Origin of the sequence: [Mycobacterium] fortunisiensis (assembly GCF_019050325.1) — a bacterium.
In the GTDB taxonomy this organism is placed as follows: domain Bacteria; phylum Actinomycetota; class Actinomycetes; order Mycobacteriales; family Mycobacteriaceae; genus Mycobacterium; species Mycobacterium fortunisiensis.
This window is the reverse complement of sequence record NZ_VOMB01000020.1, coordinates 144,981-169,906: the sequence shown is the minus strand read 5'-3', so window position 1 is coordinate 169,906 and position 24,926 is coordinate 144,981. Positions and strand designations below refer to the sequence as shown.

At 68.5% G+C, this 24,926-nt stretch carries 17 protein-coding genes and 1 tRNA gene; 6 read left to right on the top strand and 12 right to left on the bottom strand.

The window, feature by feature from the left end:
* Positions 1-3: 3 nt before the first annotated feature.
* The 3 genes from FR943_RS16825 to FR943_RS16815 form a co-directional block, all read right to left on the bottom strand.
* Positions 4-2,604: a LuxR C-terminal-related transcriptional regulator gene (locus FR943_RS16825; protein WP_217159207.1), complete on the bottom strand. Its 2,601-nt coding sequence runs from the start codon at positions 2,602-2,604 to the stop codon at positions 4-6.
* 118 nt (positions 2,605-2,722) lie between these two features.
* The gene (locus FR943_RS16820) at positions 2,723-3,823 is read right to left on the bottom strand and encodes a catalase family protein (protein ID WP_217159204.1); all 1,101 of its coding nucleotides are present in this window, start codon (positions 3,821-3,823) and stop codon (positions 2,723-2,725) included.
* A gap of 15 nt (positions 3,824-3,838) precedes the next feature.
* On the bottom strand, positions 3,839-5,545 hold the full coding sequence (locus FR943_RS16815; RefSeq protein WP_217159701.1) for a peroxidase family protein: 1,707 nt from the start codon (positions 5,543-5,545) through the stop codon (positions 3,839-3,841).
* A 330-nt stretch (positions 5,546-5,875) separates the two neighbouring features.
* Here FR943_RS16815 and FR943_RS16810 point away from each other — a divergent pair, with 330 nt between their 5' ends.
* Positions 5,876-7,261: a hemopexin repeat-containing protein gene (locus FR943_RS16810; RefSeq protein ID WP_217159201.1), complete on the top strand. Its 1,386-nt coding sequence runs from the start codon at positions 5,876-5,878 to the stop codon at positions 7,259-7,261.
* Positions 7,262-7,263: 2 nt separating this feature from the next.
* Positions 7,264-8,652 carry an aminotransferase class III-fold pyridoxal phosphate-dependent enzyme gene (locus FR943_RS16805; RefSeq protein ID WP_217159198.1) on the top strand — a complete coding sequence of 463 codons (1,389 nt, stop codon included), beginning with the start codon at positions 7,264-7,266 and terminating at the stop codon, positions 8,650-8,652.
* A gap of 1 nt (position 8,653) precedes the next feature.
* On the opposite strand, the gene FR943_RS16800 is transcribed toward FR943_RS16805, so the two are convergent.
* From FR943_RS16800 to FR943_RS16770, 7 genes are all read right to left on the bottom strand, one after another.
* The gene (locus tag FR943_RS16800) at positions 8,654-12,016 is read right to left on the bottom strand and encodes a thioester reductase domain-containing protein (protein WP_246585073.1); all 3,363 of its coding nucleotides are present in this window, start codon (positions 12,014-12,016) and stop codon (positions 8,654-8,656) included.
* Positions 11,968-12,354, bottom strand: coding sequence for a hypothetical protein (locus tag FR943_RS16795; RefSeq protein WP_217159196.1), 387 nt, complete (start codon positions 12,352-12,354; stop codon positions 11,968-11,970). The genes FR943_RS16800 and FR943_RS16795 overlap by 49 nt, the downstream gene beginning before the upstream one ends.
* A gap of 81 nt (positions 12,355-12,435) precedes the next feature.
* The gene (locus tag FR943_RS16790) at positions 12,436-12,600 is read right to left on the bottom strand and encodes a hypothetical protein (RefSeq protein WP_217159194.1); all 165 of its coding nucleotides are present in this window, start codon (positions 12,598-12,600) and stop codon (positions 12,436-12,438) included.
* 116 nt (positions 12,601-12,716) lie between these two features.
* Positions 12,717-12,914 carry a hypothetical protein gene (locus FR943_RS16785; protein ID WP_217159191.1) on the bottom strand — a complete coding sequence of 66 codons (198 nt, stop codon included), beginning with the start codon at positions 12,912-12,914 and terminating at the stop codon, positions 12,717-12,719.
* Positions 12,915-12,918: 4 nt separating this feature from the next.
* Positions 12,919-14,916, bottom strand: a complete 1,998-nt coding sequence (locus tag FR943_RS16780) for a S8 family serine peptidase (RefSeq protein ID WP_217159188.1) — start codon at positions 14,914-14,916, stop codon at positions 12,919-12,921.
* A 75-nt stretch (positions 14,917-14,991) separates the two neighbouring features.
* Positions 14,992-15,183: a hypothetical protein gene (locus FR943_RS16775; protein WP_217159185.1), complete on the bottom strand. Its 192-nt coding sequence runs from the start codon at positions 15,181-15,183 to the stop codon at positions 14,992-14,994.
* 25 nt (positions 15,184-15,208) lie between these two features.
* Positions 15,209-15,955 (bottom strand): response regulator transcription factor, encoded by a 747-nt coding sequence (locus FR943_RS16770; protein ID WP_217159182.1) that lies wholly within the window; start codon positions 15,953-15,955, stop codon positions 15,209-15,211.
* A 328-nt stretch (positions 15,956-16,283) separates the two neighbouring features.
* Here FR943_RS16770 and FR943_RS16765 point away from each other — a divergent pair, with 328 nt between their 5' ends.
* Positions 16,284-18,143: a S8 family peptidase gene (locus tag FR943_RS16765; RefSeq protein WP_308170582.1), complete on the top strand. Its 1,860-nt coding sequence runs from the start codon at positions 16,284-16,286 to the stop codon at positions 18,141-18,143.
* Positions 18,144-18,174: 31 nt separating this feature from the next.
* Positions 18,175-19,524, top strand: a complete 1,350-nt coding sequence (locus FR943_RS16760) for an alpha/beta fold hydrolase (RefSeq protein ID WP_217159180.1) — start codon at positions 18,175-18,177, stop codon at positions 19,522-19,524.
* On the opposite strand, the gene FR943_RS26775 is transcribed toward FR943_RS16760, so the two are convergent.
* Entirely contained in the window at positions 19,521-22,319 is a 2,799-nt protein-coding gene (locus tag FR943_RS26775; RefSeq protein ID WP_217159178.1) for an Ig-like domain-containing protein, read from the bottom strand. The two genes, FR943_RS16760 and FR943_RS26775, sit on opposite strands and share 4 nt — an antisense overlap.
* Here FR943_RS26775 and FR943_RS16750 point away from each other — a divergent pair.
* On the top strand, positions 22,261-22,845 hold the full coding sequence (locus FR943_RS16750; protein ID WP_217159176.1) for a hypothetical protein: 585 nt from the start codon (positions 22,261-22,263) through the stop codon (positions 22,843-22,845). The two genes, FR943_RS26775 and FR943_RS16750, sit on opposite strands and share 59 nt — an antisense overlap.
* A gap of 562 nt (positions 22,846-23,407) precedes the next feature.
* Here FR943_RS16750 and FR943_RS16745 read toward each other — a convergent pair.
* Positions 23,408-23,493: transfer RNA gene (locus FR943_RS16745), tRNA-Leu, on the bottom strand.
* Between the two features lie 78 nt (positions 23,494-23,571).
* On the opposite strand from FR943_RS16745, the gene FR943_RS16740 reads away from it, so the two are divergent.
* Complete coding sequence (locus tag FR943_RS16740) at positions 23,572-24,915, top strand: M20/M25/M40 family metallo-hydrolase (RefSeq protein WP_217159174.1); 1,344 nt, start codon at positions 23,572-23,574, stop codon at positions 24,913-24,915.
* Positions 24,916-24,926: the final 11 nt, after the last annotated feature.

Below are 24,926 nucleotides of genomic sequence, written 5' to 3'. Positions count from 1 at the left end.
GGCCTACCGGGTCAGGTCGCTCCAGACGATCTTGGCGAGCTCGTCCCGATCGGCGACGCCGAGCTTGATGCAGGCTCGGTAGATGTGGCCCTCCACAGTGCGGACCGAGACGATCAGACGCTCGGCGATCTCGCGGTTCGACAATCCTTGCGCCACCAGACCGGTCACCTCGCGCTCGCGGGCGGTCACCGGCAGCGGGCGGGCCGCCGAGCGAATGGCCGGGGTGGCCGCGCCACCGCACTTGGCGGCCAATTGCAGTGCGTGAGCGGCTGATTCGGTGCTGTTGCGGCGATGGCCCGCGCGGTCGTGCAGCGGGACCGCCTGGGCGGCCGCGTCGGCTGCCGACAGGAACAGGCCGGCCTGTTCGAACGCGGCGGCGGCCTTGTCCAGTTCGGCCGGATCGGCGGCGGCCACGGCGGCGGCGTGCCGGGCGTAGAGCCCGGGCAACGGGCCGTCCACCCGGTCCACCAGGTCCTGCAGGCGGCGGGTCACGCTGCGGTCGCCGAAGCGGGCGGCGGTGTGCAGTGCCTCGGCCTCGACCGCGTACTGGCCGGAGGAATGTGCGGCATCGGCGGCGGCCCGGGCTTCGTCGATGGCCGAGCGGTGACTGCCCTTGGCGGCGGCCAGCCAGGCCTTGGCGATCATCCGGTGTGGTTCGTGCAGCGCCATGAAGTCCCCGGAGTGTTCCTCGGCGTCCTCCAGCACGCGTTCGGCGTCGGCCGGATTGCCCACCGCGGCGTAGGCGCGGGCCAGCAGCAGCCGGCCCGGAAGTTGCCAGGGCAGCGAACTCTCGGCGTTCAGCGCGGCCAGGGCCTGTTCGATCGCGGCGATGGCGTCGCGGAATCGCCCGCTGTGGGTGGCGGCCACACCTTCCATGATCTTGGCGATGGCCCAGCCGGCGAACTGGCCGGCCGAGGAGAACTCGGCGTACTCGGCGGCGCGCTGCCGGGCCGATTCGAGCCGGCCGATATAGGCCAGGGCCAGTACCTCGCCGTAGAACACCATGATCCGGACCATGCCGTCGGTGGTCTTGCGCTGGGCGCGGCAGCGCGAGGCGATGGGCAGGAAATCGGTACCCCGGCCCACCAGCGGCATCGAAAGACCGGCCGCGAACGCCGCGAAATCGACCGCCTGCCGGGGCGCTTCGGGGTTGGCCAGCACCTGCTCGGCGATCGTCAGGCCCTCGTCGATCTTGTTCTGGTGCACGGCCATGCCCGCGCCGGTCGCATCGATGATCGATTTGAGGGCCGGGTGGGTGACCCGCTCGCGCACGAGATCGAGCACCTCGTTGGCCCGGGGCACATCGCCCATGGACCAGAACAGGTTGGACAGCCGGGGAACACCCCACTGCACGAGTTCCATCTCGTTGAGGTCGGCGGGGGAGAACTGTTCGAGGATGGCGTCGGCCTGGGCCGGATGGCCCTGCCACAACAGCGCGCGGGACAGCAGTGCGGCCGCGCCGAGACCGCCGCCGTGGTCGAAGGCCGCCCGGGCCAATTTCTCCCCGAGCGGAAGGTTGGACAGGAACACCGCGTCCTTGGCCGCGGTGACGAGCAGTTCGACATCGGCGCCCTGGTCACTCTCGATCGCCAACTCGGCCAACTTGATTCGGCTGGCCGGGGAATCGAGGTTGCGCTCGTGCAGCACCTTGGCGATCCGTCCGCGCAGTTTGCGTGCCGATGCGGTACCGACCCGGCGCCGTACCACCTCGCCGAACAGCGGATGGCTGAAACGGGCGTTGAGCTGACCGTCGTCGGCGACGACCCGGATCAGCCCGCGCATCTCGGCGGTGTCCACGGCGTCGGCCCCGGCCAGTTCGGCGAGCGCGTCGATGTCGAGCGGCTCGCACAGCGCCAGCAGCTTCAGCGCGTGCAGCACATCCTCGCCGGCGTGTACCAGCCGCTCGTCGAGCAACTCGACGAGGCCCGACGGGATCACGGTGGGGCCGCGGAACTGCCACACCCCGTTGACCTCGGTCAGCGCCCCGGCGTCGAGCGCGCCCTCGACCATGTTGCGCAGGAACAGCGGATTGCCGCCGGAGGTCTCCCACATCACGTCGGCGCTGAGGCCTTCGAGCGTTCCGCCCAGCACGGTTTCGATCAGGGCGATGCTCTGCTGCTTGGTGAACGGGTTGAGCTCGAATCGCTGGAGGTAGCCGTCCTTCCACAGTGAGGTGACGGCGTCGGGCACCGGTTCACCGCTGCGCACCGTGGCCACCACGTGTCCGGAACGCTCCACGGCGATCTGATGTAACAGGGTGGCCGACAACTGATCCAGCAGATGCGCATCGTCGATGCCGACGATGGTGTCGCCGGCCGCCACCAGGGATTCGTGGGCCGAGCCGATCAGGGCGATCGGATCGCGCGAGGCCGAGGAGGACACCCAGTGGGCGAACGCGCCGAGCGGGATGCTGCGCGAGGACTCGGTGCATGCGGTCCAGTGCACCTTGCGGCTCAGTGAGGCCGTGACGGTGCGTGCCAGCGTGGTCTTTCCGACTCCTGCGGCCCCGACGAGAACAACTCCGCAGCTGTCCGTCCCGCTGAGGGCGGACCGAATGGCCTCGTGCTCGGCGGGCCGGTCCATCAGCTGCCACTGACCAGGCATGAATCCTGAGTCTAGGGGCACTGGGCTTCCAACGCTGCCGAACAGCGGGTCAACTGCGGGTTTGGCGGGCCTGAGCGCGAAAGTTCTTCCCATTGCAAGTATTTCCCGTTCGCAGCCGTCAATCCGGAAGCTCGGCGATGTCGGCGGGTTCATGCCGGTCGATGTGGTTCACGTCGTGCCGGAAGTTGCTCGACGCCTCGTATACCGTGCGTTTGAGCCGGTTGATCGAGCCCAGCGGGCGGTGCGCCGCCAGCCCGCGCCACGAGTTGAACGACAACACGTCGTCCCCGTACGCGCGGCGCAGCGCACTGTAGGGATTCTGCCGGGGAAACACGACGGTGGCCACCGGCAGATACGGGGAATCCCAATGCTTCGTGGCGTCCTCGATCGGCATGGTGTCCGGATCGGTGCACAGCTGCACGCTGAATGTGTATTCCGCAGAGTTGTTCTCGAAGAACGCCATGATCAGGTCGCGGTGCTCGTCCTGCCCCGGGTTGCGCGGAAGGGTCTGCCCGGCAAGTGCTTTCAATTCCGGGCTGGCCGGCTCGTACTTGAACCGCGCCACGTAGTCGCCGTAGCGGATCGGGGCGGAGGAGAAGAAGGTCTCGCCCAGGATCGGCCGGTTGGGCGCGACAAACACCGCCAGGTTGGGCGGCAGCGGCACACCGATCTTGCGGACCAGGCCCAGAAGTTCGCTGCCCGCCCACAGCACGTTGTCGGGCAGCTTGGCCAGCGCCGTGGCGGTGGGCATCCCCAGCTTGAGATAGGCGTGGGCGTCGGCGAACAGAAATTCCTCGTGGGTGACCAGCACGAAATCCTGGGTGACATTCGGTTCATCGGCCGGGTCCTTCATGGCGCGGTCGCCGGACACCCCGATGGCCTTGAGGCCCAGGCCCCGGACACCGCGCATCTTGTCGCTGCGCAGCACCCCCGAGGTGGTCGAGATCCGGGCGATCACCGGATAGCTGCGGGGTTCGGCGAACATGCCCTGGGCCAGTACCTCCGGCAGATCCGGATGGACGGTCAGCTCGCCGCGCAGGATGGCGTGGCTCTTGGCGTGGGCGTCGCGCAGCCCGTGCTTGAACTTCCGGTAGGCACGTTCGTTGTTCTTGCGCAGTGCGGCGATGATCTTGTCGATCACCTCGGCCTCGTCGGCCTTCGGCTGCTCGAGGTTGTCGTGGTAGCGGACGGGACGGAGGTTCTCGGCGATACCGGTCATGTGGCGGCCTTTCTTTCAGGGGGAGACGGGATTCCACGGGGCGAACGGATTGGCCACCCCGGCCAGGGCCGGCGCCAGCTCGGGGAAGTGGCGCAGCAGCACCGAACGCATGTCGTTGTCGCGCACCCAATCCATTCCCGCGCGGGTGTAGGTCTCGTCACGGAAGTCGGTGGTGAAGAAGCGGTCGCTTTCCAGCCGCCGCGTCGCCATCAGGATGAAAACCCGGAACGCGGTGTCGCTGAAGCCGAACCCGGGTGGTTTGGGCTCGGCGTAGAGGCCGATCATCAGGTCGACCAGCTCCACGTCGTGATAGATCTCACGCAGCTCGGCCGCCAGTGCGCTCTCCCCGGTGAGCTCCTCGAACGTCGCCGCCGGCTTCAGCCGGAACAACCTGCGGAACTCGTTGTAGCGCGGCACCCCCCGCTCCCGGGACCGGATCACGTCGACGGTCCCCAGATCGAGCAGGGTGCCGTCGACCTGCTGCAGGTGTTGCAGCTGCCGGGGAAAGTTGTGCAGCGACAACGACCCCGGGTGGGCACGCCCGAACGAGTACAGCAGATCGGCAATCGGGGTTTCGGCCAGCCGGGCCCGCACGTTGAGCACCGTGAGCTCCCCGAACTCGTGCCGGGCGGTGATCCGGTCATCGGCCAGGGCGCGGAACGTGAACTCGTCGGGGATCAACGGGTGCATCCGATAGACCGCGACGAACTCCTCGGTCAGTGAGTACGGCACGCCGTGGTGGGTGGTCGGCGAACCCGGGATGCCGTGCAGCAGCGGGCTGCGCCCGATGCGCCCGAATCGTCGTCGCAATCGGGTGCCGAGCCGCTCGCCGAGCACACCGAACCAGTTGATCCGCATCGCTGCCACCGTCGTCGGATGCGCGATGATGGCCGGCGTCCAGTCCACGGTGTGGATCTTGGCCAGCAGCGCGGAATTCACCAGCCGCGCCTTGTCGTACAGCTGTTGGTCGGTCAGGTGCGGGTGTGCCTGCGCCAGGTGCTCGCAGATGGCGTTGTGTTCGCGCATGAACAGCGAGTGCAACAGGGCCAGGCCGACCCAGAAGTTGCCCGCGGTGCCGGTCAGATCGGCGGTGGCCTCGACCTCGGGCGGGGGCAGCCCGGACGCGTCGATGCGCAGCTTGCCCTTCTCCGGGGCACGCAGGGCACTGGCGAATTCCGGTGTGGTCCCGTAGATCTGGGAGCCGTCCCACCAGTGTGATTCCTGCGTGGTGAAGCTGGGCGGCCCGGGTGCCCCGGGATCCGGATCGGGGGCGGTGCGCTTCACCCGCATCGGCTGCTGCGGCCACGGATCGTCGTCGCGCAGCGGCACCACCCAGGGCTTGTCAGCCACGGTGCCGTGGGCGAACCAGTCGTGCACCTCGAACTGGATCCACGCCGCGGCCAGGAGATTCAGCGTGCGCGCCGGCTGGAATTGCTCGCGGGTCAGCAGTTTGCGGCTGATCAGTCGCGGGTTGGGGTCGACGACGCGGTGCGGGGATTCGGGATACGAGTGCTCGGGTGCGACATTGCGGCCGAACCGGCAACCCACCGCACCCATCCTCGGGTCGGCGAGGTCGTTGTAGGACCCGTCACGAGTGCGTGCACCCAGATAGTTGCCGGCATCGACCGGACCACCCGGTGGGTGCGCTACCGGTGCGGCGCCATACAGGTTCGATGTGCGCAGCTGGTGGCGCAGCCCGACCAGCACCGCCAGGCCGACCAGCTTGGGCAGCCGGGCCCAACCCACCCGCTGGTCGGTGAGCTGGGCCAGCCTGGCCGCTCCGGCGATGGTGGCCGACCGGACCCGGGAGCGGATGTGTTTTTGACACACACGGTGATTGTTGTGCACCGCGGCCGACTCCACATGCGTAGTGGGCTACTCGAACCCACCCGTCGCCCGGTCCGGCCGCGCACCCTCGGCCGACCACCCGGGGCGCCACCGCGGCGAGCACGCCGCGAATACAGGTAGCGGTCCACTCGTGTGACGGGCGCGGACCGCGCCGTACGTTCGCCGCTGACACCGATTGCATCCGGAGCCGAAGGAGGGACGACGATGGCATTCATACCGTGCACGATCAAGAGGTTGCCGACCGAGAAAGTGATCGCCTCCGCGGATGCGGCGGTGGCGGTCAACCCGGCGAATGCGCCGAACATCACCGGCCTGCCCGCACGCGATCGGCCGACGCGGGCACGCCTTTCGGTCATGACCAACAAGCGCTGGAGTGCCGGCGGTGTCCGGCTCACCGTCGGCTTCCTCGACAGCCCGCCCGCCGACCTTCGGCGCCGGATCCTGGCCCACATGAACGCCTGGGGCGCCTGGGCCAACGTCAGATTCGTGCCGTCGGCCGTCGACCCCCAGGTCCGGATTGCCCGCCTCGCCGACGATGGGTATTGGTCCTACCTGGGCACCGACATCCTGCTCGCCGGTCCGAACGAGGCGACGATGAACCTCGAAGGGTTCACGATGAACACGGCCGAGTCGGAGTTTCACCGGGTGGTCCGTCACGAGACGGGTCACACCCTGGGATTCCCACATGAACACCGGCGCAAGGCGATCGTCGACCGGATCGACCGGGAGAAGGCCATCAGCCTGTTCATGGCGACCCAGGGGTGGTCGCGCGAAGAGGTGATCGAGCAGGTGCTGACGCCGTTCGAGGTGTCCGCGCTGACCGCGACGAGCCAGACCGACGAGAACTCGATCATGTGTTACGAACTGCCCGGTTCGATCATGACCGACGGCATCGCGGTGCCCGGCGGAACCGACATCGGCAACCTGGACGCCCAGTTCGCGGCCAGTCTGTATCCGGGTCCGGTGTCCCCGAGTTCGGTGTGGCCCAGCGGCAAGATGTATTTCTTCAACGGTTCGCAGTACGCGCGGTTCGACGACGCCGCAGGCAAGACCGATCCCGGCTATCCGCTGCCGATCGCCGGATTCTGGGCCGGCTTCCCGGCGGACTTCGCCGACGGGATCGACGCCGACGTGTTGTGGACCAACGGCAAGGCGTATTTCTTCAAGGGGAGTCGGTACGTGCGCTTCGACCTGCCGAACGACAAGACCGATCCCGGCTATCCGATGGACATCTCGGCGGGCTGGCCGGGGGTGTGGCCGGACGGAATCGATGCCGTCGTGGTCTGGCCGAACAGCAAGGCGTACTTCTTCAAGGGCGCCGAATACCTGCGCTACGACATCGCCACCGATCAGGTCGACGCCGGATATCCCAAGCCGATCAAGGACAACTGGGCTCCCAATCTGCCCGTCGCGTACGAGAGCGGCGTGGACCACGTGGCGGTCAGGAACAACGGCAAGGCCTATTTCTTCAAGGGCTCGCAGTACATCCGGTACGACATCGCCTCGTCCCGGGTGGATGCCGGATATCCGAAGCAGGTGGCCGGGAACTGGCCCGGACTGTGGGCCGACGGTGTCGGCCGGCCGGACTGATGATGACGGCGCCGTTCACCACGCGGGCGCTCCTGCTCGAACCCGGTGCGCTGCACCGCCGCCTGAGCCACCTCGACTGTATCGATGAGCTGACCCGGCGCCAGCCGAAAACCCTTGCCGCCGTGGTGCACCGGGTGCAGCTGGGAGTGCACAACCACTACGTCGACGGTATGCCCAGGGTGCTGCCGATGATCGCCGGCCGGGCCCGCGGGGCATATCTGGCCGATGTCGACGGCAACACGTTCGTCGACCTCGACAACGGTCGGGGCGCGAACATTCTCGGCCACGCGCCGGCGGTGGTGACCGACGCCCTGCGGGCCGCGCTCGACGACGGTCTGTCGTTCGCCGCCGGGCACGAGACCGAGACCGCCCTGATGGGTCTGTTGCTGGATGCCGTGGACTGGGCCGGGGGCGGCTTTTTCGGAAACTCCGGCACCGAGGCGACAATGCACGCCCTCAAGCTGGCCCGGACCTACACGGGCCGGCCCCTGGTGGCGATGTTCGATCAGTGCTATCACGGCCATCACAACGATGTGCTGGCCACCCGCGCGCCCGACGGATCGACGGTGGGTTCGATGCCCGGCACAGCGCGGCCGGCCTCGACGCTCGTCCTGCCGTATGACCGCAGGGCGTTCGAGGTGATCGAGGCGCGGGCGCGCGAACTCGCCTGTGTCATCGTCGAACCCATCCGATCGAGTTGGCCGCAGTTGGACCGCGACTTCCTCTTCGGGCTGCGTGAGGTGACGGCGCAGCACGGCGTGCTGCTGGTGTTCGACGAGGTGCTGACCGGCTTCCGGTTCCGCTTCGGTGGTGCCCTCGGCACCCTGGGCCCGACCCCCGACCTGGCCACCTTCGGCAAGATCATCGGCGGTGGACTGCCCATCGGGGCCACCGTCGGCCGCGCCGAGGTGATCGAGATGGGGGTGAGCACCGGGGAACACCTGCGTGACATGCAGGACCGCACCCGGATTCTCGGCACCTTCTGCGGCAACATCCTGTCCTGCACCGCCGGTCTGGCTCAGCTCAGATATCTGCGCGAGCACCAGGATTCGGTGTACGCCACCATCCACGCGGCGGCCGAGCGTTTTGCCGGCGAGCTGCAGCGGCTGCGCGACGAGGCAGGGTTCCCGATCGCCGTGCGGCGCTACGAGTCGCTGGTCCGTCCGATGTTCGGCACCATGGGTACCGACGAGTTCGTCGATCTGGTGCATCCGCAGCGGTACCCGGTGGCCGAATACATGTGGACCTATTACCTGCGGGCCGCCGGAGTCCATCTGCCTGAGTTCCTCTATCCACTGTTCACCGCCGCGCACGACACCGTCGTGATGGACGCGGTCTGCGAAGCGGTCACCCGATCGGTTGCCGGCCTGCGGCGCGACGGGTTGTTGTGAATCACAACAGGCCGCGGTGGCGCAGCGCGTCGAGGTATCCGCCGATGAGCTGCGGGGTCAGCCGCGGCACCGGGCGCCGCTGCGACGGGAAGGCCGATCCCGCAACGGCTTCGGCCGGCTCGCTGAAGGCCGCCAGGAGCGGGAGCAGGCAGTGCCTGCGTGGCCGCGGCGGCAGGGCACGCAGGGCGGTGTCGAGGCGCGTCACCCAGTCCCGGTGCGACGCGATGCGGGTGATTGGCGGCCCGGCCTCGGTCAGCCAGTCCACGATGACGTCGAGTGAGATCGCGTCGTCGTGGTGGTTGACGATGTTGTGGGTGGCGAAGGTGCCCGCGGGTCCGGCCGGCCAGGCCAGTTCCACGATCGTGGCGGCGACGACGTCGACGGGCAGGCCGTCGTAGTGCGGCCGGGTGGCGGGGTGCCGGTAAAACGAACGCGGCGCGATGCCGGTCGCGGCCACGCTCAGGATCAGCCGGGTGAACACGTCGTCGATGTTCAGATAGTCCCTGAACCTGCTGTGCGCCAGGATCATCGACGGACGCAGCACCGTCACCGGCAGTCCGCACCGGTCGTGGGCTTCGCGCAGCAGCACCTCGCCGGCCCACTTGCTGAGCAGGTAGCCGTTGGCCGGTGCGGCCGTTCTGGTCCGGGCCGGGCAGCCGGCGCGGATGTCGATGTGCTCGGCGAGGGGGCGGCCGTAGTCGGTGGTGCCGGCTGCCGCGGTGGACACAAAGGCCATCGGTTTCAGGCGATCGGTGATCGCCAGCCGTACCACCTCGGCGGTGCCGGCGACATTGGGGGCGAACAACTCTGAGTAGGGCAGCAGATGGTTGACCAGCGCGCCCGGGTGCACGATCAAATCCACCGTGGCGGCCAGGCGTGACCAGGTGGCGCGGTCCAGGCCGAGCGCGGCGCGGGTCAGATCGCCGGCCAGGACTTCGAGCCCGGAGTCGGCCCGGCTCCAGGGCTCAAGCGTCATCCGGTGCCGGGCGTCGTCGTTGTCGGCGCCGCGGACCAGGCAGATCAGCCGGCCTCCGGTGGGGGCCAGCCGGCGCAGCCACTCGGTGCACAGGACGCGTCCGAGAAAGCCGTTGGCACCGGTCAGCAACACCGTCCGGGGCGCGTCGGTGGGAAGTCCGAGTCCGGTGGTGGCCCGGCCGAGGATGCCCGGCTCGATGAACCGGTCCAGGGTGAGGTCACGGGCGCGCACCCGGTCGGTGTCGCGGGCGGGCCCGGTGCCCCGCGGCCGGCCGCTCGCGCCGCGGCGCGAGCAGACAAGTGTGGCAAGCCCGCCCAGGCTGCGGGTGGGGGCGAGAACATCGGCCGCCGCGACGTCCACGCCGAAGAGCTCTGACAACAGGGTGGCCAGGCTCAGGGCGGTCAAAGAGTCCACACCTACGTCGGCCGGCACGGTGTCACAGGACAGCCCCGGGATGCCGAGCACGGCGCGGGCCGCCCGGCACACGGTCTCGGTGGGGTTCGCGGTGCCGCGGCGCAGCGCGGCGAGCTCGTGCTGCCGGCGGTCGGCGATGGCCGCATACAGCTGATCGAGCCGGTCGCGGTAGCGGTCGGTCAGCGCAGGCCGGGCGAGCTTGCCGGTGGCGGTGAGCAGACCGTTGTCGACACTGAACGGTTGTGTCTCGATCAGGATGTCGCGCGGTACTTCATAGGGACGCAGGCGCTGTTCCCGGGCGATGCGCCGCAGCGATTGAACGATCGCGGCCGTGCCGGCGTGGGGCTCGGGCACGACCACGGCCAGGACGAATGCCTGCGCGCTGTCGGCGTAGACGAAGATCTGGCGGATGCGCGGGCTGGCGACGAACACCGATTCCAGCTGCGAGAGCGCGACGAACTCACCCTGGGACAGCTTGACCACGTTGGTTCGCCGTTCCACGAATTCCAGCTGATCCGGCGCGATCTCGGCCATGATGTCGCCGGTGCGGTAGTAGCCGTCGGCGTCGAAGGAGCCGGCCGTGCTCTCGGGGCGCCGGTAGTAGCCGGGGCTGAGGTTCTCGGACTTCACCAGCAGCTCGCCGCGGGGATAGGGCCGGTCGGTGCCGTAATACCCGAGCTCGGGCACGTCGAGAAGTTTGTAGTCGGTCACCGGGGGCCGCACCACCCGACCGTCGTGGAGAATGTTGCCGGTTTCGGTGGTGCCGTAGCCGATTGAAAGGTGCACTCCCAGGCACGATTCGAGGAAGGTGGCCAGCTCTGTCGACAGCGGTGCACTCCCGGACGCCGCCAGCAGCAGTCGGCCGCCGAGCACGGTCTCGCGCAGCTCCGACATCACCTGTGCGCGCAGGGTCGCGGGATCGGTGTCCGGTGTCAGCCGGCGATCGTACTCGTGCTGGTACCGGCTGAAGATCAGCTCGGACACCCGGGGGATCAGCGGCAGTACGGTGGGGCGCACCGCGGTGAGGTCGTCGAACAGTGACGACATGTCCGATGTGGCGGCGAAATGGGCGGTGCCGCCGCTTGCCAGGGTGGTGAGTGCCAGCGCCTTGCCGCCGTAGTGGCTCATCGGCAGGTAGTTGTAGGAGATCACTGGTACGGCAACCGGATTGCGCCACGTGCCGGCCACCATCCGTTCGGTGTACATTGCGGCCTTGGGCCTGCCGGTGCTGCCCGAGGTGTAGTACAGGCCGACCAGCCGGTCCGGGTCGGCGGCCGGGGCCGGAACCGGCGGCAGTCGGCAGCCCCGCCGGATGACCTCGTCGAGATATTCGAGCACAACCGGATGCCGCGCCGCGGTCGCCCGAACACGGGCGGCCGCCAGGGTGTTCCGCGCGACGTCGGGGTCGGGCGACCGGTCGAACACGATGATCCGGCGCACCGCGGGTTCGGCGAGGGCCGCCGCTACCGCGGTGCTCAGCAGATCGGCGCTGACCGCGAGCACCGGGGCCCGGGTTTCGTCCAGGATCTGGGCCAGCTGCGCCGGAGCCGCACCACAGGGCGCCGGCACCGTCACTGCACCGGCCAGCGCGCAGGCCAGATCCACCGTCAGGTGGTCGGCGCTGGCAACGCCCAGAGTACAGACGAAATCACCCGGCAGTACCGGGAATTGGTAGTCGTGGCGCCACTGGGCGGCGATCGCGTTGATCCGGATCCACAGCGCGCGGTAGCTGACCGTGCGCGGCGTGGGCCAGCGCCGAACCAGGGCCGGCCGGCCGGAGTACGCACGCATCACCGTGCCGATGATGGCGGCGAGTCCGAGCCCGTCTGCGCTGAGCGCGGCGGAAACCTCGGGCCGCGGCAGGCATTCGCGGAACTGCCGATCCTCGGCATACAGCGCGGCCGCGCGGGCCGCGACCGGTGGCGCTACGGCTGGGCGCAGCGCGCGGCCGCATACGGTGCCAGGATCGGGCATACCGCCACCCCGAAAGGTGCCGAGCGGACAAACGGTGCGGGATCGGCCGGGTCGGGGCCGAAGGGGCCGAACCGGGAGAATCGGGCGATCTTGGTGACGCCGTCGTCATCGAATTTCTGGTCCGGGCCGGGAGTCGTCCGCAGGGTGTGCAGGTTGCCCCGGTCCACCACGCCTTGGATGGGCAAAAACGGCCGGTTCGGTGGGCGCTGCACGTAGCGGAGCACGCGCGGCGGCAGCTGCTGGAAGTCGGGTTTGATCAGTGCGGTCGGCCGGTCCCGCAGGATCGGTGCCTGTTGCATACCGAGCGAGAATGCGCGGATGCGTGCAGTTTCGGTCATGATTGGCTCCGTCGTTCGAGGGGGCGTGCGGGAGTGCGGCGCATCGGTGGTGCGACGGCCACCGATGCGCCGCAACAGGTTTCAGAGCAGGCCGCCCAGGATTCCGATTCCGGTGGTGGCGACTTGCTCCCACGGGAAGTCGAACGAGGCCGACACGCCCGCCTGGTTGGTGAATGCGGCGGCCCCGGCCGGCGTCCGGTCGATCGGCGACGCCTGGGGCGGCAACATCTCATGTGCTGTACTCATGGGTTTCTACTTTCTGGTTGTGTTTTTCGAGTGTTCGACTGGTGAGAATTCACCGGTTGTGTTGGTTTGCGATTCGCTCCTTTCCGGGCTCGACGGCGCTAGTACTTGATCCCCTGCTAGTACTTGATCCCCTTGGCGGCGTAACACATCGAACGGGCCAGTCCGGGAAGGTCTCCGCAGCTGACTGAGGCCTGTACCGAACCTGATCCGGGGCCGCCCGGGCGGCCGGCAGCTTCGGCGCCGTCGAGACGTGCGATACCGGCCCGCTGCGGGGGCAACGCGGCGGCGGGCGCCTGCCGAGAATGGGTACTCATATTCCTAACCTCCTGAAACCAGGTACTGATGGATGGGCGCCAGTTGAACCGGCCATGGATCACTGACGTCGACGGTGGCCTGGTAGACCACCCGGGCCCGGCGCTCGTTCTCGGGGGAGAAGAACGTGATCTTGACGTCCCAGCAGTCGCAGTCGAGCCGGCCGAACGGGCTCTTCACCGCGCTGATGCTCTCGAGCGAATACAGGCTGGTGACATCGCCGTCCACCAACTCGCCGGCCAACAGGCCCTTGGCCATGATGTCGGAGAAGATGAATGCGTTGGTGGCGGTGTAGTTGATCGCCCGATCTGCCGACGACTGGCCGAGATTGCGCAGTTCGTAGTAGACCTTGTCGAGCATCTGCCGCAGCTTGAGCTCGGTGCGGGCTTGCGCCTTGGACCGGTCGATGCCGAGCTGGTTGGTCAGCCGGTCGAAGTCGATTGCCCCCAGCACGGCTCGCACCAGGTTGTTCTCGTTCCAGGTGTAGAGGCCGCGACGCTGCACCACGATCACCGGAAGGCGTTGCCCGGCAAACGTTGTCACGGTGCGGCTGGTGAGCACGCCGGGCAGTGACACCCGCGAGATGAACTCGTCGTCCTCGGCCGGGAGCACCTGGCAGCGCAGTGCGTGGCGCAGCATCTGGTACACGGCTTCGTGATACGTGACCTCCGCCTCGATCGCGTAGATCGGGGTGAGGTTCAGGTTCATCGTCCAGATGAGTTTCGTCGACTCCCAGGGGTGCTCGTCGAGGTAGTTGGCGAGCTGGACCGCGTCGTACGGATTGGGTTCGCTCACGATGGGTGTTTCGTCCGTGCTCTCGACCGTCGGCATGAGTTGGCGGAAGCCGTCACGGCGCGCCTCGGTGCCGAAGTCGAATCCGATGTTTCCCAGTGCGAACACATTTGAGGCCGGCAGCGGATGGGCGGCCTGGGGCGGGGTCGGCGCTTCGTGTGCCGGGGCCGCCGGCGCGGCCTCGGCTGCCGCGGTGGCTCCGCAGGTGCACGGTGCGCCACCACACGACGGTGTCACGCCGGCCGGCTCGGGTTCGATGATCGGTGTTGCAGCTGTCTCGGTCACGGTGTCTCCTTGGGTGATCAGCGCATGTGCGCCGTGGACGTTGAGAATTCCCGCCAGGCAGCGGGGGTCTGGATCGGCGGTGGGCGAACCGCAGGGTTGGGCGGCGGCCAGGACCGCCCGGCGTACCGCGTCGATGTCGATCGCCTCGCCGCGGCGCCGTTGCGCGGACAGCAGCAGGGCGGCCAGGGCGCTGACGATGGGGGTGGCGAAGCTGGAACCGGTGAGCTCGGCGATCCCGCCGCCCGGGAGGGCACCGGGGATCGCCTCGCCCGGCGCCAGCACCCCGTTGACCAGGTAACGGTCGCCGAAGTTGCTCGACGGCAACGCCGTTCCGTCGCGGCCGAGGGCGCCGACGGCCAGCACCGTGGGCAGCGCGGCGGGTACGTGCAGGCAGTCACAGCCGTCGTTGCCGGCCGCGGCGACGATCAGCACCCCGTTGCGTTCGCAGGACTCCACCGTGCGGGCCAACAACGGGTCCGGTTCGCCGCGCTCCACGAGTTCGCCACCGCTGATGTTGATCACGGTCGCCCCACCGGCCATCGCACGTTCGATGGCGCGGGCCAGATCGAGCTGGGACAGTCGCCCGGTGCTGTCGGTGAAGATCGGGACCGACAGCCCGCGGCAGCCGGCGGCCAGGCCCAGCGCGCCGGTGTCCGGTTTGCCGAACACGACGCTGGCCACGTGGGTGCCGTGGCCGGACATGGCACCGGTCCCGGCTTCGTCGAGAACCAGCGAATCGGCGCGGGTGATCTCTGCGTCGGCGAAACACGGATGGCTCAGATCGACGGGGCCGTCCAGGATGGCCACACATATCGCTGGATCGGGAACCACGGTGTCCCGCAGTGACTTCAGCTCACCGAGAATGGCGTCGGTGTCGGCCGCCCGCGCACTCTGCTGCGGTGGTTGGGGGGTCGGCGCCTGACTCATAGCGCAATGGTGCGCGGCCGCACCTGGCGCCACAATTGCCCGACCGGTCGATTTTCACGGTGCCCCGTGTGGGGGTCACGGATGTATCGACATCGCCACCCGGCCTATATCTTTCGGGTGGTTTATCGGCGCCGGCATTGACAACGCCGCCGGCGCCGCAGTAGCACGAGAGTCATGGCAACCAAGAAGACCAAAAGAACCGTCGAGCAGATGCGGGAAGATCTGCTCGCGGTCAAGCAACGTCAGGACGGTCTGCGGGCCGAACACCGCCGGCTCATCGGCGAGCTCGACCTCAGCTCAGGTGGCGAGTCAGCTGTCCTTCGCCGGCAGCGCCGGTGGAACACCAGCCCGCCTCCGCTGCGCCCGTATGTCCGGCCGGCGCGGACTCCCTGACCCGAACCGCGGCGCCGGCGTGGCCCAGCTTGCGGGCCACATACGCTCGACGCCGCACCCCGAGCTTGCAGATCACGTTGTGCACATGGCTTTTCACCGTCCCGGGGGAGATGTGCAGATGGTCGGCGATCTCCTTGTTCGTCAACCCGTGCGCCAGCAGCCGCGCCACTTCCTGTTCGCGGTCGGTGAGGCCGTTGTGTGCATCGGCCGCGGACCGGCCACCATTGGCCCCGATCCCGCGCAGCAGCGCACCTGATATCTCGTCGGAACAGTGCACCGCGCCGCGCGCGACGTTGACCAAGGCATGGCCGAGCTGTTCGGCCGACGCGTTGCGGCCCAGCAGGCCGGCCGCACCGACACTGGCCCACGCCATCGCCTCGCCGGGGTCGTCGTCGAGGGCGACCGCGATGAGCTTTCGCGGTGGATCGGCCCGGCGCAACGCCGCCACGGATTCCAGCGCCAGCCGGGTGCTGACCTCGATCATCACGATGTCGACGGGGGAGTCGATCCGGGCCAGTTCGACCAGGGCGGTGGCGGCGTCGGCGGCCGTACCCGCCATTTCGAACCCCGGGATGCCGCGCATCCAGTCGCCGAGGAGCTCGGCCCAGGCCCGGACCGCGACGATGGCGAAGACGTGGTGTCGCATGGCCGGTGCCGATGCGTCAGGCCGGGCTGTCGGTCAGGAAGTCATGGACCACTTCAACATTCATGCCAAGCGATGCTAGGGGCCGTGCGCACCGGTGGTATCGAGTAATCCACTACGTGAGTTTTGCCATGGCCGACGGTGGCTGCGCCGACCCGGATAAGTCTGGCTGCGCGCCGGGCCGGGTATTCGGGTAGTGGGCTACGCGTGCCGGATGGGCAGGTTCGCGCCACGATCGACGTCATGGCCGATTTGGCGCACTATCACCTCCGCGCCGGCCGATTCTGTGTTGAATGCCATCTAGAGCGTCGATGTGAGCCGAGGTGATGCGGTGAGTCCGTCCGACAGCGACATCTGGACCGATCGGGTGCTGTGCGCCCTGGGTGATCTGGATGCCAAGCAGATCGACGCCACCGACCAGCGACTTCTGGAGGCGGTGGCGGCCCGGTTCGCGTCGCGTTTCGACACCGACGATCGGCTGTGCGCCGACGGTACGCCGCGGTGGCACCGCAGCGTCGCCGATGTCGTCGAGGACCTGGTGGGCCGGAAGTTGGTCAGCCGGCGCAGGCCGCCGAAGCGGACGCTGCGGCTGACCGCCACCAGCCGGTCCGGTGCCGGGCAGGCGTGTGAACGGGCGCTGGCACCCCTGGAGCGGGCCCGGGCGGTGGCCGCCACGCCGGCCGAGCCGCCACCGCCGCGGGATCTGCTGGTGGCCGGTGTGATCACCCCGCCGCTGCGGGCGAAGTTTCTGGCGGCCCCGGACGAGGATTCCGAGCGGTCGCGGGAAACCTTGTGGCCGATCATGATCGAACTGAATCTGCGGTTCGGCGCCGGCGTTCCGGCGGCGATGGACCGGGTACGGGAGCTGTGGCGGCTGCTGGACGGAAACGGCGAACCGGTCCCGGTGGCCGATCAGTTCATGGTCGGCGAGCTGACGACCCGCCAGATCGAAGGGCTGGTGTCGGCCGATGCCGTCCCGCAGAGCTGGCCCGAGCGTGCCGTCTACCGGATCTGGCCGGATTTCGAGGCCCACCCGCAGATCGACGCGTCGTCCACCACGGTCAAAGCGGTCCCCGCGCAGCGGACATTCGCCTGCTACGGGTCTGGAATCGTCTGGGCTGTAGTGGATTCCGGGATCGATGAGACCCATCCGCATTTCGCGGATCGCGGCACCGTCGCCGATGCGGCGGTGCACGATCTGCACCGGGATTTCACGATCACCGGCGGTGACACGGCGTTCGCGCCGACCGCGCTGCAGGATGTCGACGGGCACGGCTCGCACGTCGCGGGCATCATCGCCGGCGGGTTGGTCGGCAAATCCGCCGACGACGTGTACGTGGCCGAGAAGCGCTTCAATGTCGGTGCACCGGAAGGGGATATCCCCATCCTGCAGAGGCGGGTGGTCGGCGAACCCGGCCGGCTGGCCGGCATGGCGCCGGAGACGAAACTCGTCAGCCTCAAGGTGCTCGGCCCCGGTGAGAAGGCCGCCCGGGTGAGTCGGGTGATGCGGGCCCTGGCCTATGTCCGGCAGGTCAACGCCGAGAGCTCGCGGATGCCCCGCATCCACGGGGTGAATCTGAGCCTCGGCTACGAGTTCGCGGCGGAATGGTTCGCCTGTGGGCAGAGCCCGCTGTGCATCGAAGTCGACAAGACCGTACGCACCGGAGTGGTGGTGGTCGCCGCGGCAGGCAACAGCGGCTACGTCTCCCTCAACCCGCTGTTCACCACCGACGTCACGAAATTCAGTGCGGGCATGACGATCAACGACCCGGGCAACGCCGAGCGGGCGATCACCGTGGGGTCCACCCATCGTGACGCCCCACATACCTCGGGAGTGTCGTACTTCTCATCGAAGGGGCCCACCGGGGACGGCAGACGCAAACCGGACCTGCTGGCCCCCGGTGAACGCATCACCTCGGTGGCGGCGGGCAGGATGCGTGACGATGTGCTGCGCCAGACCGATGCCCCGGCGCAGGGCGCGGCGATGTACATCGAGGCCACCGGGACGAGCATGGCCGCACCGCACGTGTCCGGCGCCATCGCCGCCTTCCTGTCGGTGCAGCGCGAACTGATCGGACGACCCGAGGAGATCAAGCGGATCTTCACCGAGTCAGCCACCTCCCTCGGCCGCGACCCGGCGTTCCAGGGCGGCGGGCTGCTGGACCTGATGCGGGCACTGCAGTCCGTCTGACGTGTTCGCCGACAAGTGTCGAGGAGTCATCATGACCGAGAGAATCAACGGCAGGCCGCTGTGGCGGTTGGTGTTCGACGCCGAGGGCGACGTCGACGCGGCGACGCTGAGCGCGTTGCGCGACGGCATCGCCGCCGAAGCCCTGACCGACCTCGTGCTGTTCTCCCACGGCTGGAACAACGACGAGGGCGCCGCGCAGTCGCTGTACGCCCGCTGGTTCGCCCTGCTGGCCGATCAGCTCGACCCGGGCCGGACGGTGGGATTCGTCGGTATCCGCTGGCCGTCGCAACTGTGGCGGGACGAACCGATCCCGGACTTCGACACCGCTCCCGCGCCCCGAAGCGGTGGGGGAGCCGCTGGGCTGGACGGTCCCGCGCTGATCGAGGCAGAACCGGTCACTATCGATCCGGCCGAACTGGCCGACCTCAAGGACATGTTCCCCGACGGCAGCGCCCAGCTGGATGCCATTGCGGCCCTGTTGGAGAAGCCGCCCACCGCGCAGCGGGCCCAGCGGATGTTCGACGAGCTGAGACAGTTCAGCACGGCTACGGCGGCCGGCTGCGACGACGGCGAGCGCGACGCCCCGGCGCCGGTGCCCGGCATGCTCGACACCCAGCGCGAACCCGTCGACGTGTTCAACCGGTTCGCCGACCGGCTGGCCGATGCCGGCGTGCGATTCGACGACGGCGGCGGTGGTGCGGCCGGGCTGGGCGATCTGGGCAGCAGAATCTGGCACGGCGCCAAGGAAGTGCTGCGTCAGCTCAGCTACTGGAAGATGAAGAACCGGGCCGGCGTCGTCGGCCGCAACGGTCTCGGCCCGGCGATCGACGACCTCGTGGCGGCCCGCCCGGATCTGCGGATCCACTTGGTCGGGCACAGTTTTGGCGCCCGGCTGGTGTCGTTCGCGCTCGACGGGATCACCGAGCGCAGCCCGTCACCGGTCAAATCCGTGACCCTGCTGCAGGGGGCGTTCTCCCGGTTCACCTTCACCAAGGGGCTGCCGTTCCGGGACGGCGACGGGGCGCTGGTCGGGCGGTTGGCCCGGATCGACGGGCCGATGGCGGTCTGTTTCTCCAGCCATGACCGGGCGTTGGGGACGTTCTATCCGCTGGCGTCGCTGACGGCACGTGACGATGCGGCCGGGCTCGACGATCCGATGGCCCGCTGGCGGGCGATGGGAGCACTGGGGGCATTTCGTTGTGACACACAGTCGCTGGGCGAGGTCGGCGCCGAATACCCGTTCGCGCCGGGGCAGATCCTGAACCTGGATTCCTCGGAGGTGGTGGTCGCGGACGCGGGTCCGTCTGGCGCGCACAGCGACATCTTTCACAGCGAACTGAGTTGGGTGGCTGCGGCCGCCGGGAAGTTGCTTTCGGGCTAGCCGGTCTTCGAGGCGCTCGACGGCGTGCCGGTGACCACCCCGTTGACGACGACGTAGTAGCCGTCGCCGACGGTGAAAGTGATATCGCCGGTGCCGCTCGCGGAGAAGTCCTGCAGTCCGCCGCTGCCGTACCAGTTGAAGGTGTTCGTCGACCTGCTGAACGTGTACCAGGGTGTGCCGTCGTTGGCATTGCCGTTGTGCGGCTTCGAGTTCGAGGTCAAGTCACCGTCGGCGTCGCTGACCTTCACGGCCGTGCCGATGGTGACCAGGAGGTGGGTGACACCCCACGAGTCGACCGTGGGCGCGCTGTTGAGCGCGTAGATCGGCACATTGAGTGTGTAGGTGGCGGTCCCGCCATAGCCGTCGCTGGCCGTGACGGTGAACGTGTCGTTCATCTGCGCGGCGGTTGCGCCGATCTTTGCGGCCGCGTGCCGGACCTTGTTCGACAGGGTTCCGGTGTAGGTGAAGTTGCCGTCGGAGTTGAACGTCAGGGTTCCGCCCAGGGATCCGGTGCTCGCACTGTAGGTCACGGTGTCGCCGTCGTCGTCGGTCGAGGTGAACTTGCCGGTGGTGGTCTGCGTCGACGTGGCCGAGCCGGTGGTGTCCGTGGACCCGGACAGCGTGCCGACCGTCGGGGCGGTGGTGAGTGTCAGCGTGGGCGCGGTGTCGGCGACGGTCGGCTGGACGGGCACCTTGAGGGTGACCGTGCGGCCGTTCGCGTCGGTGGCGATCACGGTGAACGAGTCGGCCGCCGGAGTGGAGTGGTCCGTGGCGGTCCGGGTGTAGGTGAAGGCGCCGGTGGCCGGGTTGAACGACAACGTCCCGTATGACGGGCCGCTGCCCAGCGCGTAGCTGAACATTCCGGCGTCGGCGGTCGGGGCCGGTAGCGCACCGGTGACGACGCCCTGGGTGGAGGTGTCGAGGTTGGCCGGGGTGATCGCGGCGGTGTTGGGCACCGTGACTGTCGTGGTGGTGAGGCCGCCGTGCCCGTCGTTCACCTGCACCTGGAAGCTCGCCGACGAGCCACCGGTCGACGTCGAGGCGTAGGTGAAGTCGCCGGTGGACGGGTCGAGGGTGACGATGCCGCCGTTGGTGGTGTAGGCGGAGTTGCCGGACAGGCCGGTGACCGACGAGCCGACCAGCGAATAGGTCAGGGTGTCGCCGTCGGCGTCGCTGCCGGCGGCGGTACCACGCACCACGCCCAGCGCGTCGCCGCTGCCGACCGAATTGGTCACCGTGGGAGTGCTGTTCTCCGTGTCGATGATCTTGACCTGGAAGGTGATGTCATACGGTGCGCCGTCCGCTGTGTATACGGGTATCGTCACGGTGTCGTACTCGCCGGCCGCACCCGCGTGGAAGTAGTCTTCGCCGGGAAGCGTTGCGGTGTAGGTGTATCCACCGTCGTAGGTGTTGATCGTCACCAACGCGCCCCACTTCGAGGTGTAGGTGAGCCCGTCGGCGGGCTGGAAGTTCACCGGACGGCCATCCTGGTCGTACGCGTGGAACGATCCCGCCGCATACTGCGAGCGGGTGCTGGCGCTCCCGAGATCTACGGTGTAGATCCAACTCTCGTATGTGGTGTTGGTGGTGAACTTCGCGAAGTTGGCAATCTCCTGGAACCGTTTGTACATGCCGACCAGCGCCACATAGGTCATGATCGTGAACGGATTGACCTGCTCTGCGGTCCAGACCGGTAATGTCGTCTCGGACAATACTTTTGACGGGTTGCTGTAAGCGCCGCCGCCCACGAGTATCGACGCGGCGACCTTGGTTCCGAGAGTGGTCAAGTTGGTCAGGTCGGACCGCGTCACGGTGGCCCCGGTGGTGACGCGGATGACGTCGATCTCGATCTGCTGCAGGTCGTAGACGCCGTTGAGCATGTCGCTCAAGGCCGTTGCGGTGCCGGCCACCGCGGCGCCCATGATCTTGTACACCGAGATGATGCTGAGTGTGCCCGCCCCGTCGACGATGTTGAACGGTGGCACCACCCGGTTGAGGAAGTCGCCCATCGCGTTGAGGGTGTCCGAGAACGAATAGTTCGGGACCGCCGGGGCCATCCAGAAGTGCAGGATGTCGACGAAGTCGGACACCACCTGTGCCGGGGTACCGGCCGGCGCGGCCGCGATCAAGGCGTCGAGTTGATCGTCGGCGGCGTCGAGGACCCGGTCGATCTGGTTGTTGGCCACGTCGACGAACTGGTGTGGCGGTCCGGGCCAGGTCAGTTGGTGCCAGATCCAGGTGCTCACCCCGGCCAGTCGGTCGACCGCCCGTTGGATGACGGCGTTGAACGCGGCCGCATCGGTGGCGGCGGCGGTGGCGGCGGCAGTGGTGACGCCATCGGTGGGGACGGCGGCGGCAGCCGTGACGGAGTAGGTCTGGCTCGACGTCGCGACGTCGTGCAGTTCCCGCACGAGCGCGCCGACGACCGGCACTCTGCCGATGAGATCGACTGCTAAATCGGCTATTTCGGTGAGATCCGGGGGATCGACGGCGGCATCCGGCAGCACGTCCGATGTCGTGATCGTGGCGGCCGGGAGCTCGGCGTTCCGGGCGCTGTGGAGTTGGCGGGAGGCCAGCCACGCCGCCGGCACCACCGTGTCCACGGGTCCGATGGGGGAGGAACCGCGCTTGGCGGAGTAGCTCAGGCCGAGCGTCTCGAGGACGTCGTCGAGGACGGCCTGGAAACCGGTGGTCCGGGGTTCGGCTGCCGCGACCTGGACCGGCGACGGTGCGGCGGTGGCGACCGCAGTACTGGGGGCGGCGGCCGGCAGTGGCGCGGGTTCGGGCGTCTCCACCACCGCGTCGGACTGCGCCGCTGCCGCGGGGGCCGACGGTGTGGTGTCGATGTCCGGGTTGCGCTGGGATTGGGCTTTCGGCGCTGCGGTCGGGCGGGCGGTGCGCGTCTGGGGCGAGTGGTCCGATCCCGCCGGGGTGTCCTGCGATGGGGCCGTGCCGGTGTGGGACTGCTTCCGGCGATGGATCCTGGTGGTGGCGGTGCGCGGGGTGGCGCTCGAGCCGGTGGCACCGGAGTCATCGGGGTCGTCTGTCGAGGCGGAATTCGAGTTTTTGGTGGTCGTGGTGTCGGCGTCGTCGTCGGTGGTGTTGCGGGTGCGCGTGGAGCCGGTCGTGGTGGGTCGTTTCGACTTGGCTTTGCTCTGGGTGGCACTGACGGATTTCTTTGTGGCTGTTGACCCGGAGCTGGGCGCGCCGGCATTGGATTTCGTGTGCGTGGAATCGTCGGCCGACGCCACACCGGCGGCGCTGGCGGCCGACGCGACCAGCCCGATGCCGACCGCGCCCACTCGCAGCCAGTGCGCATAGCCGGAAGCCGGAGAGTTCGACGGCTTACGGTGCTTCCCCTGGGTCCGCCGCGGTTTACGTGGACTGGGGGCGGCCATGGCATTCCTTTGCTCTCGCGGATTTGGGCAGACACGTTGGTTCAGCGCGGTAACGTCGACTGCTCGCGGGCGCGCCGGTGGCGCTCACCTCAAGAGGCATCCGCAGCAATCCACGTCGTAAATTAACATCGCAGTAAATTAGCATGCGGAACTGTGCTCGAGGTCATATCGGGCGTGTCCCCGCCGCAGACGTCTGAGCAGTGCGTTCGGTGTCGGGGTCGGGGCGCGGGGCGGCGCAGTGGTGACACTGCGGGCGGCGGCCCACGTGACCAGAACATCTGCGCATCGAATGCCCGAAAGCGGGCGGCTCGAACGGGCGGGAACGCGGACGCTTCGCCGCCCTGGCTATGCCGCGCGGCGAAGCGAGTTCCGGTTGCTGCCCGCTGACGACGGTCAGTGGCGCCGACATCGACCATGGAAGGAGTTGGCGACCAAACCAAGGCAGCCGCCGGCGCCGTCTCGACGCGAAGGAAAGAGAAAAACTGTGTCCGAGGGGGGACTTGAACCCCCACGCCCGTTAATAGGGCACTAGCACCTCAAGCTAGCGCGTCTGCCATTCCGCCACTCGGACCTGCCAACCTTGCGGGTTGGGCGCCTAAGGCTATCGGATTGAGTGCCCCAGGCCCAAACCGGCGCCTCGGTGGTACGAATGGACACTGTGACTGTCCCCGCCTCCAGCGCCGACGAGGTGGTCGATCTCGTCAGCGCACTCATCCGATTCGACACGTCCAACACCGGAGACCCGGCCACCACCAAGCCTGAGGCCGACTGTGCCGAATGGGTGGCCGACCGGCTCCGCGAGGTCGGCTACAGCACCGAGTACGTCGAGGCCGGCGCGCCGGGGCGCGGCAACGTGTTCGCCCGGCTGCCCGGGGCCGACCCGTCGCGCGGAGCGTTGATGATCCACGGCCACCTCGACGTCGTACCCGCCGAGCCGGCCGACTGGAGCGTGCACCCGTTCTCCGGGGCGGTCAAGGACGGCTATGTCTGGGGCCGCGGCGCGGTCGACATGAAAGACATGGTCGGGATGATGATCGCGGTGGCCCGGCACTTCAAACGGGCCGGCATCGTGCCCCCGCGTGACCTGTTGTTCGCGTTCGTCTCCGACGAGGAGCACGGCGGCACCTACGGGGCCAACTGGCTGGTGGACAACCGGCCCGACCTGTTCGAGGGCGTCACCGAGGCCATCGGCGAGGTGGGCGGGTTCTCCCTGACCGTGCCCCGCAAGGACGGCGGTGAACGCCGGCTCTACCTGATCGAAACCGCCGAGAAGGGCCTGTCCTGGATGCGGCTGACGGCCCGCGGCCGGGCCGGGCACGGCTCGATGGTGCACGACGACAACGCCGTGACGGCCATCGCCGGTGCGGTGGACCGGCTGGGCCGCCATCGGTTCCCGCTGGTGCTCAACCCGGCCGTGGAGCAGTTCCTCACCGCGGTGGCCGAGGAGACCGGGTACAGCTTCGACGTGGACTCGCCGGATTTGGAGGGGACCATCGCGAAGCTCGGCGGGGTGGCCCGGATCGTGTCGGCCACCCTGCGCGACACCGCCAATCCGACCATGCTCAAGGCCGGTTACAAGGCCAACGTGATCCCGGCGTCGGCCGAGGCGGTGATCGACTGCCGGGTGCTGCCGGGCCGCAAGGAGGCCTTCGAGCGTGAGGTCGACGAGTTGATCGGCCCCGACGTCACCCGCAGCTGGGAGCGTGACCTGCCGTCCTACGAGACGACGTTCGACGGCGACCTGGTGGACGCGATGAACGCGGCGATCCTGGCGCTCGATCCAGAGGCCCGCACCGTGCCGTACATGATGTCGGGCGGCACCGATGCGAAGTCGTTCCAGCGGTTGGGGATTCGCTGCTTCGGCTTCGCGCCGCTGCGGCTGCCGCCGGAGCTGGACTTCGCGGCGCTGTTCCACGGGGTCGACGAGCGGGTACCGGTGGACGCGCTGCAATTCGGTGCCGGCGTTCTGGAACACTTTTTGCAGCACTGCTGAGCGCACGAGTA